This window comes from Dongia sp., from assembly GCF_041906375.1.
Lineage (GTDB): Bacteria > Pseudomonadota > Alphaproteobacteria > Dongiales > Dongiaceae > Dongia.
The window spans coordinates 571,155-585,224 of the sequence record NZ_JAYRJJ010000002.1 but is presented as its reverse complement, the minus strand read 5'-3'; the positions used below and the strand labels follow the sequence as shown (position 1 = coordinate 585,224).

The following is a 14,070-nucleotide window of genomic DNA, read 5'->3' as shown; positions in this document are numbered from 1 at the left end:
GAATTGGCCCGCGGCCTCATCATCGCCGCACCGTCATCGGGCAGCGGCAAGACGATCACCACGCTCAGTCTCCTTGCCCTGCTCAAGGCCAAGGGTGTCGCGGTCGCCAGCTGCAAGGCCGGCCCCGACTATATCGATCCCGAATTCCATGCCGCGGCGACGGGGCTGCCCTGCTTCAATCTTGATATCTGGAGCATGCGCGCAACATCGCTCGATGCCCTGCTGGCAAGGCAGGCGACACGGGGCGCGCTTGTCATCGTCGAAGGCGTCATGGGCCTCTTCGACGGTATTCCGGGCCTCGATGGCCGCAACAACGGTTCCTGCGCGCAGCTTGCGCGCAAACTCGATCTGCCGATCTTGCTGGTGGTGAATGCCAAGGGGCAGGGAGCGACGGCCGGCGCCGTTCTTGAAGGGCTGACGCGCCATGATCCGCGCCTCAAATTCGCCGGCGTCGTCTTCAACCATGTCGGTGGATCGGTGCACCGTGAGATCCTGGCAGAGGCGGCAAAGGCCGCCGGGATCAAGGTGCTGGGCTATCTGCCGCGGGTCGATGCGCTGAAGGTACCGGAACGGCATCTGGGGCTGGTGCAGGCGCGCGAGCATAAGGGCCTGGCGCAGTTCTATGCCACCGCAAGAGCGAGCTTTGCTGAAAGTTTCGACCTCGATGCCATCATGGCGGCGGCCGGACCGATCACCGCACCAGCTGTGCCGCTTGAACCGCTCATCCCGCCGCTCGGCCAGCGCATCGCCATCGCCGACGATGCAGCCTTTGCCTTCTCCTATTCCTTCCAGCGCGAAGCCTGGGCGGCAGCGGGCGCCGAGATTCTTCCCTTTTCGCCGCTGGCCGACGAAGCGCCGCACAAGGATGCTGACGCGATCTTTCTGCCAGGCGGCTATCCGGAGCTTCATGCCGGCCGCCTCGCCGGCAACCGGCGCTTCATGGATGCCCTGCGAGCCGCCGCGGCGCGCGGTGTCCCGGTCTATGGCGAATGCGGCGGCTATATGGTGCTGGGTCGCGGCATCGTCGATGCGGCGGGGACCCGTCATGCCATGGCCGATCTTTTGCCGGTAGAAACCAGTTTTGCCCAGCGCAAGCTGCATCTCGGCTATCGCCAGGCGAAGCTGCTGGCGGCGGCACCCTTCGGTGCGGCCGGTACTGTCTTTCGCGGGCACGAATTCCACTATGCCAGCATCGTCAGTGAAGGTGTGGGCGACGCCCTGTTCCAGGCGGCGGATTCGCGCGGCCGCGACCTCGGCGTCGTGGGCAAGCGCGTGGGCAGCGTCATGGGATCCTTCATGCATCTCATCGACCGGACGCTCGACGCGTGATGATGGTTAGCGGAAGGTAAACTTCTGCTGCGCCGCGAACACCGGCCCGGCGGCGAACGGATAGCGGCTATGCAAAGGCGTGCGTCGCGTCGGCGTGGCCGATCGCTATGATGACAGGGTTATCTGCAACAGACCCTGCCGAAGCGACCGCCCGCGACCATGAGTATCGCCGCCACTCCCCTGACTGCCGGGGCCGATCGTCCCTGGTACGCTTCCGTCACGCGTCCGGGCCCGGTGCTGTTTGCCGTCCTCTTCACACTCGATTCGATCGCCCGGGCGATCATTGCCCCGGTCATTCCGCTGGAGGCGCTGCGCCTCCTCGGTTCTGCGCGCAATGTCAGCGTCGCGGTGACGGTGGTGGGTATCGCCGGCGTCTGCATGGCGCTGGTCCTGCCCGGCATCATCCATCGCTGGCGCCCGCGGGCGAGCTATCTGCTGGCGATCGGTATGTTGGGCGTTGCGTCCCTGCTCATGGCCTCGCAGACCATCACCGGCTTCGGTCTCGGCTGGATGATGCGGGCGATGGCCGCAGCGGGGCTCCTCGGCCTCCTCAACATCTATATCGCCGGCTTCATCGAAAAGCGGGATCTCGCTAAATCGGAACCGTTGCGCACCTTCTTCTCGGCGACGGCCTGGGTCGGCGGGCCCTTCCTCGGCATCCGCTTCTACGAGATTTCGCCGCTGCTGCCGTTTGCCGTGTCGATCATCGCGGCGATCATCCTCTTCATCTATTTCCGGGCGCTCAATCTGCAGGCGCCATCTCCTGTCATCAGCCAGGGGGGCTTTGCACCCTTGCGCAACATCCGGCGCTATTTCACCCAGAAGCGCCTGACGCTTGCCTGGATCCTCAATTTCGGCCGCGAGATGTGGTGGGTAACGCTCTTCACCTATGCACCGATCTATCTGGTCCAGGCCGGAAAGCCCGCGGTCGAGGCTGGCGATCTCATCGCTTCCTGCACTGCGCTTCTTTTCGTCAGCCTGTTTCTCGGCTGGATGGGGCGGCGCATTGGCCTGCGGCGCTTCATCAGCGGCGGATTCCTCTGGGTATCGGCGGCGACCTTCTCAGTCGTCTGGTTCAGCGACCGGCCGGATCTGGCCAGCACCATGCTGATTCTCTCCGCGGTGGGTGCCGTCTCGCTCGATTCCGTCTGCGTCGTTACCTTCCTGCGCGCGGTGCGCGGCTGGGAACGGCCGCAGATGACCATGGTCTTCAGCATCTATCGCGATGCCGCGGCCCTCATTCCGCCGGCGGTCTTCGCGGTGCTGCTCAGCTTCTTTCCGTTGCCGGTGGTGTTCCTGGTCAATGCCAGCTTTGCGCTCTTCTGCGGGCTCCTCGCCTTGAAGCTGCCGCGCAGCCTCTAGGTGGCAACCGGCGGATAGACCAGTTCGAAGCGTTCGCAGACGACCTCCATGTCCCGGTGCCAGTCGAGGCCGAGGCGCGCGCAGCTGCGCTTGAAATAGCTCTCATGAGCTCCCTGCCAATAGGCCAGGCTGCCATCTCCTTCACCCTCGGCCGCGGCGAAAGCGGCGTCGACCTTGCTGAACGGCATGATCTCGACACGGGTGGAACGCAGCACCATCAGCGGTCGGCCATGGAAATCGGTCACCAGGCTGAGGCCGCCTTGCCGCGGCAGGGGCAAGCCCTCGGCTGCCATTTCGGCGACCAAGCCTGTGGTCGCGCGCTTGGGGCCCTTCAGCACCAGATCGGCCAAGGATTGCGAGAGCGCCGCACTATCGCCGAAGAACCAAATATCGGTGGCGATGTCGGCGGGCAGGGCCGGCACCGCCGCTCGGGCTTCCGCCCAGAAGGCCTCTAAGGCCGATTTTTGCTGGCTTTCGCCGTCCATTGCTTGCGACCCATGAATCGGTTGGGAATTCCGTCGGACCCAGCAGGCCATAGCGGCAGCGCGACGGTCAAGGCGCGGGACCCGGCCGCCTTGTGCTATTGTGCCGGCACAGGTTCGGCCGATGCCGGAAAGCGCGGGGGACATGAGCGAGCAACGCAACGGGGGAGCGGCGACCGGCGCCTTCCCCGAATTTACCACGAGCGACGCATTCATCACGTCGGGTCGCATCCGGCGCCTGTCCGCCTATTGGCGCGATCGCTGCGGCGGACGGCCCTGGCCGCTGCGCGGCGACATCGATCCGGCCGAGATCAAGGAGTTGCTGCCCAACATCGTCTTGTCGGAAATCGAAGAACCCCATCGCATACGCTATCGGCTGGTCGGCACCAAGGTGGTCGAGTTCAACCGCATCGACTTTACCGGCACCTATCTTGACGACAATCGCTGGGACGTTACGGGCCGCTATTCACGCGCTTACCGGCAATTGGTGGCGACTGGCCAGCCGCATTACGGGCTCGATTCCTGGCCGCTTGCCGGCGAGATGAACGGGTCCAGCGAAATCGCGATGTTTCCGCTTTCGACAGATGGCATGCGGATCGATCGTTGCCTCTCGATCGAGGACTTCCTCTTCTCGCACCACGACCTGCCGCGGGACAAGACCCGTTAGCGCGCCGGTGCCAAGGCGTCGATGGCCTGGGCGAGCTTCACATCGCGGGCACTCAATCCCTTGCAGTCATGCGTCGTCAGCGTGATTTCGACCCGGTTATAGACATTCGACCATTCGGGATGGTGATCCTGTGCTTCCGCCAGCAGCGCCACCTGGTTCATGAAACCCCAGGCCTCGATGAAATTCTTGAAGCGGAAGCTGCGGTGAATGGCGTCCTTGCCGTCGACCAGCTGCCAGGACGGCAGGTTGTCCAGGGCCGCGGCGCGTTCCGGATCAGTGAGCTTGGCGATCATCTTCCATACCTCTCTTATCGGACCAGGGGTCCGAGATATTGCGGAATGCTCGCTTCGAGCCGCGCATTGAGGTCCTTCATCGCCGTGTCCAGCAGATTGAAGAGAACGGCCTCGCGCTGGTTGAGCGTCATGTTCTCCGGCACGGTCTGCGAGCGCGTGACGGTTTCGGTCACGGTGCCCGATTTCCCCGAAAGCGGATTGCCGGCTTCCAGCCGCACGGTGATGGAAAGGTCATAGCGGTCCGATTGCTCGGTCTTCAGCGCCGCATTAAGGCCAGACGAGCGCGGCAGGGGCACGCGGACAGCGCGCGCCTCGACCACGGTATAATTGGCCTGGCCACGGCTGCCGACGGCCTTCAGGCGGTCGCGCGCCCAATCGGCGGCGAGCTGCTCCGGCGCTTCCGGATATTCGGCGGCATTGTCGTCGGCATGTTCGGTACTGCGGTAATCGCTCGTGATCTCGATCTGCGCCACGTCGAGGTTGATGGGCGGCAGATGCTGGAAGGTGATTTCCGGGAAACGCTGCCGGTCCGGCGGCGTGTCGCAGGCGCTAAGCAACAGGGGCAGGAACAGCGCCAGAACGAGGCGGGCGATCGGCTTATGCGGGTTCATGTGGCGGGTAACTCATTGAAATCCATGACGTGGATCCGGGTGCAACCGCCTCGGCGGCGGTGCGTTCCCTGGCTCCGTCCCGGAAACCTGCCAGCCTAGCAAATGCCCTGCAAGGGTTGATCTAATTATGCAAATGCAAATCATTTGCAAATATGAACTCCTCCCACTAGGGTTCAGGTCCAAGCACAATTCGCGCAAAAGGGTTTGCACATGGCGGCCAACGACAATCACTGCACTGACGACCCGACGGTCGAGAGCTCCGAAGGGGAGCACGGGGCGACGCTCGACCAACTGCCCTTTGCCGTCCAATTCTCCATCTGGGCAGCGCGTGCCTGGGTGACGGCGCTGAAACTCGATCAGCCTTTCGCGATGGTGAACGGCGACACCCTCGCCAAATTCGATCTGCTACCGGCGGAAAATGCGCTCGATGCCTTCTTCAGTATCGTTGCCGGTTCCGCCAGCCGGCAGATCGACATTCGCTGCCTGAAATGCCGCTATGTCAGCCCGGACGAGCGGATATTCCAGCGTGCGCTGATGATGGCGCAGGCGGGCAATACCTTTGCCGTCTACACCGCCTTGCGCGACTGGTTGCCGCCGGCCGCCGCGCGCATCGCCTTTCAGCCGCTGATCACCTTCGCACAGCTCCTGGCGCAAAAGGGTCTGCGGCTCGCACCCGCACAGGATGCGCACGTAGCGCCTCGCGTGTATCACGCCATGCCGTCGGTGGCGCTTCATTGAAGATCACCCCGAGTGATAGATAAGCCAATGTTCCTAGGGCCTTAGCAATCAATTAACCTTGCGGCATCGAGGCCGCAGGCACATCATCGCCACATGTCCCACCGTGACACATGTGCGGTTTCTGGTTGCAGCGACCGACTTTCGCGTGAGGTCTGCCGTGCCCGCCGCCGCTGAAAGCGACCGTGCTGTCGCCGTGATGGCCGGAAGTCCGCAGAGTTCCGGCGGCGGCACCGGACCCTTCGTCAAAGCATCGCGTGGCACGGCCTCCCCGTTGTTGATCGCCGTCCCGCTGATCATGCTTCTGATTGGCTCGCTCGCGACCTATGTCGTCTATAGCGAACTGCTGCGCCGGGCCGATGATGCCTGGCGCGAACTGGCGCAGAACCAGACGGAGCGGCTCGACACCGCCTTCACCGATGCGCTGCGCGCGACGCAGCCGCCCTTGCGCGCCATCACGGGCCTGTTTCTGGGATCGGAGAGCGTCACCGCCGAGGAGTTCAACCGCGCCATCGCCGCCCTGGCGCCAAGCGATACCGCACCCAGCGACATCGCCATCGCCTATCTCGAGGCGGATCGATCGGGCGTCTATCACATGCCCTTTGCCACGGGGCTTGCGCGATACGGCGCCGCCTATGGCGACGCGGCGAAATGGCCGGGACTTGCGGTGGCGGCGGCGAAGGTGGCAGAGCAGCCGCAGCGATTGCTGCTGTCGCCCAAGCCCGTCTTCAACGACATGATCGGACCGCGCTTTGCGCTCGCCGTGGCGCTCCATGGTGGCGATCACCCGCCGCTGCTGCTGGCGCCGCTCGACCTCGAACAAATTCTTGCCGGCTTCGTCGCCGGCAAGGTTCCGGCCGGCCTGCAATTGGCGGTGGCGCACCGGGCCATGATCCAGGGCGAGCTCTATCCGGTGACCTACCGCCCCTTGCCGGGTGATGCGGTCAGCTCTCCCGCCCTGTGGCAAGGCGACGCCCCGCGCGTGCTGACGTCGCGCCTGGTCTTTGCCGATGCCGAATGGCAGCTCAGCTGGACGGTGGCGCCGGATTTCCAGGGCGGTCCCAACCGCAACCTCGCCCATGCCGTGCTCATCGGCGGGCTCTGCTTCTCGCTCCTTTGCGCATTGCTTTTCCTGCTGGCGCGGCACGAGATCAAGCGCGAGCGTGCCCTTGCGGCGGCAGCCAAGCAATCGGCCGACATGTTCCGCCGGCATATCATCGATCTCACCCAGGCCCGGGATGCCGCTGAATATGCCAACCGGGCGAAGTCGCAGTTCCTGGCGAATATGAGCCACGAATTGCGGACACCGTTGAACGCCATCATCGGCTTTTCCGACATGATGAAGCTCGGCATCGGCGGCAAGCTGGAAAATGAGAGGCATCTGGAATGCGTGAAGCATATCAGCGACAGCGGAACCCTGCTGTTCAAGCTCATTGACCAGTTGTTCGACACCGCCAAGATCGAAAGCGGCCAGATCGAACTGGAGGAGGAGCCGCACGACGCCACGACCCTCGCCCGCGAGGCGATCTCGCTGGTACAGCCGGCCGCCAATGCCAAGCGCATCAACCTGCAGCTGGAAGCCAGGTCGAACCTGCCGCCCTGGCTGGTCGATCATCGTGCGGCGCTGCAGATCCTCAACAATCTGCTGACCAATGCGGTGAAATTCTCCGGCCGCGGCACAACGGTGCTGATAACGCTCGACCGTCAGGACGATGGCGGCCTCGCCATTGCAGTGGCCGATCAAGGGCCGGGCATCACGCCGGAAGTCCTGCCGCGCATCTTCGATCGCTTCTCGCGCGGTGACCCGATGGTGGCGAGCAAGGAAGAGGGGCTGGGCCTCGGTCTATGGATCGTGCAGAGTCTGGTTGAAATGCACCGCGGCTCGATCGGCGTCGAGAGCGAAGTCGGCCGCGGCACCACGATCCGGTTGCGCTTTCCGCCGCCGGACGTGCCGCGCCCCGCGATCGACCCGCTGACCATTCCGGCCGATTGATCCTTCAGCCGGCCGGCACGATGTCGGTCAGGGCGAAGCGGTACTCGCTGTTGCAGAATTCACAGGTCACGACCAGATCGCCATCGATGGCGAGGTCGTGGAGTTCGTCCGGCGCCAGTGATTTCAGCACATTCTCGACGCGCCCGCGGGAACAGCGGCATTGTGCCTTCAGATCGTGCCCGGTGAAGACGCGCACGCCGTCTTCATGGAACAGGCGATAGAGCAGGTCGTTGATGCCGGTTTCCGGGCCCAGCAATTCCTTGTCCTGGGCGCTGGCCATCAGCACCACCGCGCGGCGCCAGGCATCCTCGGCCTCTTCGGTGCCGGAATCGAAATTGTTTTCGTTGCGCCCGTGCCAATCATGCGGCGACGAGCCGTCCGGCGTCCAGCCGCTGCCCTGTCCGCCGCCCTGGGCCGGCAGGCGCTGCAGCATGATGGCGCCTGCCCGCCAGCCATCGGCGTGATGCTCGACCGCCAGCTTGAACGCCGCCTGCAGCTGTTCGGATTGCTGGAAATAGTGATGGATGCAATCGACCAGGCTCGACCCTTCCAGCTCGACGATGCCCTGATAGCGCTCGGCATGTTCGCCCTGGTCGACGGTGAAGGCCAGATAGCCACCGCCGGTAAGGCGCATCAGATTGGCCGAGGCGCTGGGGATCGCCGCCACCGCGGCCGCGTCGAACTGGGCATAGCCGCGCACATGGCCGCCGGAGGTGACATCGGCCACCATCAGGCGGATGGCGCCATTGCCCTTGGCCTGCAGGGTGAAGACGCCCTCATATTTGAGGGTTGCAGCCAGGATGGCCGCCAGCGCCATCATCTCCGAAAGGAGATGCGCCACGGCTTCCGGATAGGCGTGCTTCTCGATGATCTCGCTCGCCACCCGGTCGAGGCGCACCAGGCGGCCGCGGACGCCATGCCCCTCGATCTGGAACGGTTGAACGAAATCGCTGGTGGGTGGGGTGGTGCTGGCCGCTTCCATGCCGGTCATATTAAAGCAGGCCGAGGCACCAATAAAGAATCCCCTGCTGGGCATGCAGGCGATTTTCCGCCTCGTCCCAGACCACCGATTGCGGCCCGTCGATGACCGCCGCGGTCATTTCGTCGCCGCGATGCGCCGGCAGGCAATGCATGAAGATGGCATCTGGCTTGGCCTGTTTCATCAAGGCCTCGTCGACCTGGAAGCGGCGCAGCTGCTCGGTCCGGTCGAAGGCATCGGCATCGCCCATGGAAACCCAGGTATCGGTGACGACACAATCGGCGCCCTTCACGGCTTCCTTGGGGTTATCGGAAATCTTCACCTTGCCGCCTTGCTCATGTGCCCAATTGATGACGTCGCGCGGCGGGGCAAGGTTAGCGGGGCAGGCGATGTTGAGCTCGAAATCGAAGCGCACGGCAGCATGAATCCAGCTGGTCGCCATGTTGTTGCCGTCGCCCGACCAGGTGACGCGCTTGCCCTGGATGGGGCCGCGATGCTCCTCGAAAGTCATGATGTCGGCCATCAGCTGGCAGGGATGCGTGCGGTCGGTGAGGCCGTTGATGACGGGCACGGTGGCGTATTCCGCCAGTTCCATCAGCTTCTGTTCCTTGGTCGTCCGGACCATGATGCAATCGACATAGCGGGAGAGAACGCGCGCCGTGTCGGCCACGGTCTCGCCGCGGCCGAGCTGCGAGCTTTCGCGTTCCAGCACGACCACCTCGCCGCCCAGAGATTTCATGCCGATCTCGAAGGAGACTCGGGTGCGGGTCGATGGCTTTTCAAAGATCATGGCAAGCTTCTTGCCGGCAAAGGGCTTGTCATTGCCGCCCGGAAAGTTCTTGGCCTTCACGGCTTTCGAGGTCTCGATGATGCGCCGCAGGTCGGCTGCGGACATGACATCAAGGTCGAGGAAATGCTTAGGCGTATGAGTCGTCATTGTCAGGCTGTCCTTGTTCAAGACGCTTTGGCTTGGGCCGCGACGGCGGCCAGCATGTCGATGGCGGAATCAATCTCGGCGGCGGTGATGATGAGCGGCGGCAACAGGCGGATCACATTGTCGCCGGCGCCCACGGTCAGAAGACCGGCACCGCGCAACTGCTCCACCATCTCCGTATTGACGACACCGCTTGCGCATTTGAGGCCGCGCATCAATCCTTTGCCGCGCTTGCTCTCGAACGCGCCGGGGAACCGTCGCAGCAGATCGTCGATGCGCGCGTCGAGATGGGCGCTGACCTTATTGACGTGATCCAGCAGGCCGCCATCGAGGACGATGTCGAGCACGGCATTGCCGATCGCCATGGCCAGCGGATTGCCGCCGAAGGTGGTGCCATGGGCACCGGGGCCGAAGGCCGCCGCCACCTTATTGGTGGCAAGGCAAGCGCCCAGCGGGAAGCCGCCACCGATGCCCTTGGCCGTGGCGACGATGTCCGGTGTCACCCCGGCCCATTCATGGGCAAAGAACTTACCGGTGCGCCCGACGCCCGATTGCACCTCGTCGAACATCAGCAGCAGGCCGAATTCGTCGCAGACCTTGCGCAGGCCTTGCAGGAATTCGATGTCGGCGGCACGCATGCCGCCTTCGCCCTGCACCGGTTCGATCATGATGGCAGCCGTTTCCGGCCCGATCTTGGCGCGCACCTCGTTGAGGTTGTTGAAGGCGCAATGGTCGAATCCATCCACCACCGGGGCATAGCCCTTGAGGTACTTCTCATTGCCGGCGGCGGCCAGCGTCGACAGGGTGCGGCCGTGGAACGACCCTTCAAAGCCGATGACGCGGTAGCGCGCGGGGTCGCCGAAATCGTCCTGATATTTGCGGATGAGCTTCAGGCCGCATTCGATCGCCTCAACGCCGGAATTGGCGAAGAAGACCTGGTCGGCAAAAGTGGCCTTGGTCAGGCGCTCGGCCAGCTTGATCTGCCCTGGCACCTGATAGAGGTTCGAGGTGTGCCACAGCTTCTTGCCCTGTTCGATCAGCGCATTCACCAGATGCGGATGGCTGTGCCCCAGGGCCGTGACGGCGATGCCGCTGGCAAAATCGAGGAAGCGTCGCCCGTCGGCCGTGAAGAGATAGGCCCCTTCCCCACGCTCGAAAGCGAGCTCGGAACGGGCATAGGTCTGCATCAGGCTGCTGGGCTTCTGGGCGGTCATTCTGGCCTCTGGCGGGTCGAAAAAGGCCCGTTTCGGGCCGGAAAGCGGCGACTATCGGGAGATGCTCCCCCGCTGTCAACCGCAGGCGTCAATCGAAGGCAATCCATGGGGGCAAAGCCCCCTCATCGCAGCAGTTTCTTGCTCATATAGATGGTTGTTCCCTTCATGAATTCTTCTTCCCGATCCACGGCATAGCCGCGTTTCCGGTAGAGGGCGACATTGTCCGCGAAGGCGCCGTTGGTGAGGAGGCGCAGCTCGGAACGGCCAAGCGCCAGGGCCTTTTCCTCGGCATGGTCCAGGAGCAGCCGGCCGATACCCCGCCCCTGGGCCTCGGGCATGACGGCCACGTTCTCGATCCAGAGGTGATCGTCGCGCAGCATGGTTTCGATCAGGCCGACGATGCGGCCGTCTTCGGAGGCGACATCGAAATGATGCTCCAATACGGCCTTGGCGTAATCGGTCTGCATGGGCAGCGGCTTGCGGCCGATCACCGGCACCCATTTGGCATAGGCGGCGTCGACGATGGCAGCGATGGCCGCCGCCTCCTGCGCTATGGCCGGCCGCAACTTGATGGGCCGTAACTCAATGGGCCGCAACTCGATGGGTGGATCGCTGGTCATTCGATTGGCTCCGCGTGAAACACAAAAAACCCCGCCGACCTTGATGGTGGGCAGGGGATGATCTGACGAAGGAAGCTGGGATCTATTTCCCGGCGGGTCTTTCCGTTCGTGCCAAAAGCCATCCGCACCGCACCTGGGTGCAGAATCGACGTCGACCGGCAGCGATTGAAAGACGCGTGAACATGGCCGGGATACTAGAAAGGCCGCCGCATGAGGTCAAGGTCAGGGTTTGAGGCGATAGCCGCGCTGGAACCAGGCAAAGGCGAGGCAGAACAGGCCGAAATTGACGGCCAGCAGGATGACTGCGCCAATCCACGGGTCGGCAGCGCCGGTCCCGGTCATGCCGAAGCGGAAGCCGTCGATGATGTAGAAAACCGGATTGAGTCGCACGAGCTGTTGCCCCAAGGCGGGCAGGCTGTCGATCCGGTAGAAGAGGCCGGAGAGGAATGACAGCGGCAGCAGCAGGAAGGTATGGACGGCGGCGAAGCTGTCCCATTTTTCCGCCCAGATGCCGACCAGGATGCCGATGAGACCGTGCAGCATTGTTCCCATCAAGGCGAAGAAGAGCAGCGCGCCGGCATGGACCAGCGTCAGTTCGGCAAAGAGCAGGGTGACGATGGCGACCGCGGCCCCGACCATAAGTCCGGCGAGGCAGGCGCCGCCGAGATAGCCGAAGACCCGCTCGACTGCCGAGAGTGGCGCCATGAGCAGATCGGCCATGACGCGCTCATGCTTGTCGAAGATGAAGGACCCGCAGGCGCATTCGAACGCCTTCTCGCAGGCAACGAAGATGATGAGGCCGGGGGCGATGAAGTTGAGCAGGTCGGCATTGCTGGCATCGGTGCCGGTGGTGCGCAACGCCAGATGGAAGACGGCGAGATAAAGGAGGCTGGAAACGACCGGTCCCAGGATCTGGTAGTTATAGTCCTTGAGGCCGCGGCTGGCCTCGCGCCGGGTCAGCGTGAACAGGCCCAGCCAATTGACCGGCCCGAAGCGGCGCAGGCGGCCGAAGGTTGGGCTGATGCTCATGCCCGCAACCGGCTGCCATGCTGGAAGCTGAGGTAATTGGCGATAAGCAAGGCCATGTTGACCCCGATGAGGGCGAGTGCGCCCAGCCATAGCGACCCGTCGGCATGGCCGATGAGGCCATAGCGGAAACCGTCGATCATGTAGAAGAACGGGTTGAGATGCGCGAGCAGGCGGCCGAAATCGGGCAGGCGCTCGGTCGAATAGAAGGTGCCGGACAGGAAAGCCAAGGGCGTGATGACGAAGTTGGTGACAGCCGCCATATGGTCGAATTTCTCGGCATAGATTCCGGCGATGATGCCAAGCTGCGCCAGCATCAGGCTGGCCATCACCGCATAGAACAGCATCGCACCGACATGGGCGAGGTGCAGCGGTACGAAAAGGGCGATGGCCGCCGCCGTCGCGGCGCCGACGACGAGGCCGCGGGTGAGTCCACCCAGCGCCAGGGCCATCGTGATCTCCAGCGCCGAGAGCGGCGGCATCAGCAGGTCGACGATGTTGCCCTGGATCTTGGCGATCATCAGCGAGGAGGAGGTGTTGGCGAAGGCGTTCTGGGTCATCGCCATCATGATGAGGCCGGGGGCAAGGAATTCCATATAGGGAACCCCGCCGACCAGGTCGACCGCATGCCCCATCGCCAGCACGAAGACGGCCAGGAACAGCAAGGTGGTGACCATCGGCGCTAGCACGGTCTGCGTGCCGACCGTGAGGAAACGGCGCACTTCCTTGCGGTAGAGGGTGTAGAGGCCGATCCAGTTGACGGTGCCGTAGCGGCGGGGCGCCAAATCTTGGGAAAAATGTGTAGGTGTCATGATGGGCGCGACGTTACGGCCCCGTCATGCCACCTGCAATCGCTTTTGGCGCAACCCCGCCCCGATCCTATTGGATATCCCCGACTCTATTGGATATCGTTGAGCTTGGCCTGCATCTTGTCGCGGGCGCTGGTCATGGTGAAGACCAGGTCATAATGTCCAAGCTCCGACGGGTCCCAGGCGGCGACGGTCATGTTGCCGCGCTGCCAGGTGGGGACATCCATCTTGAAGGAAATGCCCGGGGCAACTTCGACCTGGTCGCGCTTGACGGTCGAATCGCCTAAGCGCTCGCTGAGGCCTGCCAACAGCTTGTAGCCGTCCTTGGCCCGCACCGGCGAGAGGCGCGCTGCCACCAGGGCATATTGGCTGCCCCCGGCCTCAAGCGCGTTGCCGCCATAAAGCGCGTCGGAGAAGCCGGTATCGTCGAAACTGGCCGAGGTGATCTCGGCATCGTCGTCACCCTGCGCCGCCACTTCCATAAAGTCGAAGCGCAGGCGTGCCTTTACGCCATTGATCTCGAATTCGACCGGACGCCACCAGGAAAGGTTGGCCGGATCAGGCGCCACCACGCGGCAAGTAAGGATGCCGACACTCTCATAGCGGGCCTCGTCACGGGCGATGTAGCCGACCATGCGGTTGCGCAACTCCGGATCGTCGCCGCATTTCACCGTGGCGCCCTTCGGCAGGCCCTTGAAGGGCAATTTCATGTTCTTGAACTGGGTGAGGGTGATGCCGAGGCGGTAACCCAGCGAAGCCTCATCCATGCCGGCTGAAGCGGGCTGTGCCGCAAGGCAGGTCCCCGCCGTCGCAAGGCCGAACACCACCGCCGCTGCGGCGCAGGTCTTCCCTGCGGCCGTCGTCGCAAAGTGCCACATATGAGCTTCCCGTCCCGTGGGAGCGAAGCGCCTTAAGTCTTCGGAGATGGATAGGTCGCCTCCGACTCGGCGTCGCCAATGCGGTCAGAATGCCCGGAAAATGCGACAGTTCCGTTGTGAGAAGAATCTCGCAGCTGT

Annotated in this window: 15 protein-coding genes; 5 read left to right on the top strand and 10 right to left on the bottom strand. The window is 63.6% G+C overall.

The features are described 5' to 3' along the window. The first annotated feature begins 3 nt into the window (after nucleotides 1-3). Both ACE3OA_RS09545 and ACE3OA_RS09540 read left to right on the top strand, forming a co-directional pair. Nucleotides 4-1,329: a cobyrinate a,c-diamide synthase gene (locus ACE3OA_RS09545; protein WP_374310373.1), complete on the top strand. Its 1,326-nt coding sequence runs from the start codon at nucleotides 4-6 to the stop codon at nucleotides 1,327-1,329. Nucleotides 1,330-1,488: 159 nt separating this feature from the next. Further along, complete coding sequence (locus tag ACE3OA_RS09540) at nucleotides 1,489-2,691, top strand: MFS transporter (protein ID WP_374310371.1); 1,203 nt, start codon at nucleotides 1,489-1,491, stop codon at nucleotides 2,689-2,691. Here the strand turns inward: ACE3OA_RS09540 and ACE3OA_RS09535 are convergent. Beyond that, complete coding sequence (locus ACE3OA_RS09535; RefSeq protein WP_374310369.1) at nucleotides 2,688-3,176, bottom strand: ASCH domain-containing protein; 489 nt, start codon at nucleotides 3,174-3,176, stop codon at nucleotides 2,688-2,690. The genes ACE3OA_RS09540 and ACE3OA_RS09535 overlap by 4 nt on opposite strands. A 142-nt stretch (nucleotides 3,177-3,318) precedes the next feature. Here ACE3OA_RS09535 and ACE3OA_RS09530 point away from each other — a divergent pair, with 142 nt between their 5' ends. After that, nucleotides 3,319-3,840, top strand: coding sequence for a PAS domain-containing protein (locus ACE3OA_RS09530; RefSeq protein WP_374310367.1), 522 nt, complete (start codon nucleotides 3,319-3,321; stop codon nucleotides 3,838-3,840). On the opposite strand, the gene ACE3OA_RS09525 is transcribed toward ACE3OA_RS09530, so the two are convergent. Next, entirely contained in the window at nucleotides 3,837-4,133 is a 297-nt protein-coding gene (locus tag ACE3OA_RS09525) for a 4a-hydroxytetrahydrobiopterin dehydratase (RefSeq protein WP_374310365.1), read from the bottom strand. The two genes, ACE3OA_RS09530 and ACE3OA_RS09525, sit on opposite strands and share 4 nt — an antisense overlap. Before the next feature lie 14 nt (nucleotides 4,134-4,147). Then, complete coding sequence (locus ACE3OA_RS09520) at nucleotides 4,148-4,744, bottom strand: hypothetical protein (RefSeq protein ID WP_374310363.1); 597 nt, start codon at nucleotides 4,742-4,744, stop codon at nucleotides 4,148-4,150. A 210-nt stretch (nucleotides 4,745-4,954) separates the two neighbouring features. Between ACE3OA_RS09520 and ACE3OA_RS09515 the strand changes: the two genes are divergently transcribed. Both ACE3OA_RS09515 and ACE3OA_RS09510 read left to right on the top strand, forming a co-directional pair. Further along, nucleotides 4,955-5,482: a hypothetical protein gene (locus tag ACE3OA_RS09515; RefSeq protein ID WP_374310361.1), complete on the top strand. Its 528-nt coding sequence runs from the start codon at nucleotides 4,955-4,957 to the stop codon at nucleotides 5,480-5,482. Between the two features lie 157 nt (nucleotides 5,483-5,639). Beyond that, the gene (locus ACE3OA_RS09510; protein ID WP_374310359.1) at nucleotides 5,640-7,472 is read left to right on the top strand and encodes a sensor histidine kinase; all 1,833 of its coding nucleotides are present in this window, start codon (nucleotides 5,640-5,642) and stop codon (nucleotides 7,470-7,472) included. A gap of 4 nt (nucleotides 7,473-7,476) precedes the next feature. On the opposite strand, the gene ACE3OA_RS09505 is transcribed toward ACE3OA_RS09510, so the two are convergent. The 7 genes from ACE3OA_RS09505 to ACE3OA_RS09475 all read right to left on the bottom strand — a co-directional run bounded on the left by ACE3OA_RS09505 (nucleotide 7,477) and on the right by ACE3OA_RS09475 (nucleotide 13,932). Then, a complete protein-coding gene (locus ACE3OA_RS09505; protein WP_374310357.1) occupies nucleotides 7,477-8,508 on the bottom strand; it encodes an Hsp33 family molecular chaperone HslO in 1,032 nt (343 codons plus the stop codon). After that, nucleotides 8,465-9,388 carry an ornithine carbamoyltransferase gene (argF, locus tag ACE3OA_RS09500; protein ID WP_374310355.1) on the bottom strand — a complete coding sequence of 308 codons (924 nt, stop codon included), beginning with the start codon at nucleotides 9,386-9,388 and terminating at the stop codon, nucleotides 8,465-8,467. Before argF ends, ACE3OA_RS09505 begins: the two co-directional genes overlap by 44 nt. A 17-nt stretch (nucleotides 9,389-9,405) precedes the next feature. Continuing rightward, on the bottom strand, nucleotides 9,406-10,599 hold the full coding sequence (locus ACE3OA_RS09495) for an aspartate aminotransferase family protein (RefSeq protein WP_374310353.1): 1,194 nt from the start codon (nucleotides 10,597-10,599) through the stop codon (nucleotides 9,406-9,408). Nucleotides 10,600-10,721: 122 nt separating this feature from the next. After that, nucleotides 10,722-11,219 carry a GNAT family N-acetyltransferase gene (locus ACE3OA_RS09490; protein ID WP_374310351.1) on the bottom strand — a complete coding sequence of 166 codons (498 nt, stop codon included), beginning with the start codon at nucleotides 11,217-11,219 and terminating at the stop codon, nucleotides 10,722-10,724. Nucleotides 11,220-11,441: 222 nt separating this feature from the next. Next, complete coding sequence (locus ACE3OA_RS09485) at nucleotides 11,442-12,248, bottom strand: ABC transporter permease (RefSeq protein WP_374310349.1); 807 nt, start codon at nucleotides 12,246-12,248, stop codon at nucleotides 11,442-11,444. Next, nucleotides 12,245-13,057, bottom strand: a complete 813-nt coding sequence (locus ACE3OA_RS09480) for an ABC transporter permease (RefSeq protein ID WP_374310347.1) — start codon at nucleotides 13,055-13,057, stop codon at nucleotides 12,245-12,247. The genes ACE3OA_RS09485 and ACE3OA_RS09480 overlap by 4 nt, the downstream gene beginning before the upstream one ends. Nucleotides 13,058-13,143: 86 nt before the next feature. Continuing rightward, nucleotides 13,144-13,932 (bottom strand): hypothetical protein, encoded by a 789-nt coding sequence (locus ACE3OA_RS09475; RefSeq protein WP_374310345.1) that lies wholly within the window; start codon nucleotides 13,930-13,932, stop codon nucleotides 13,144-13,146. Nucleotides 13,933-14,070: the final 138 nt, after the last annotated feature.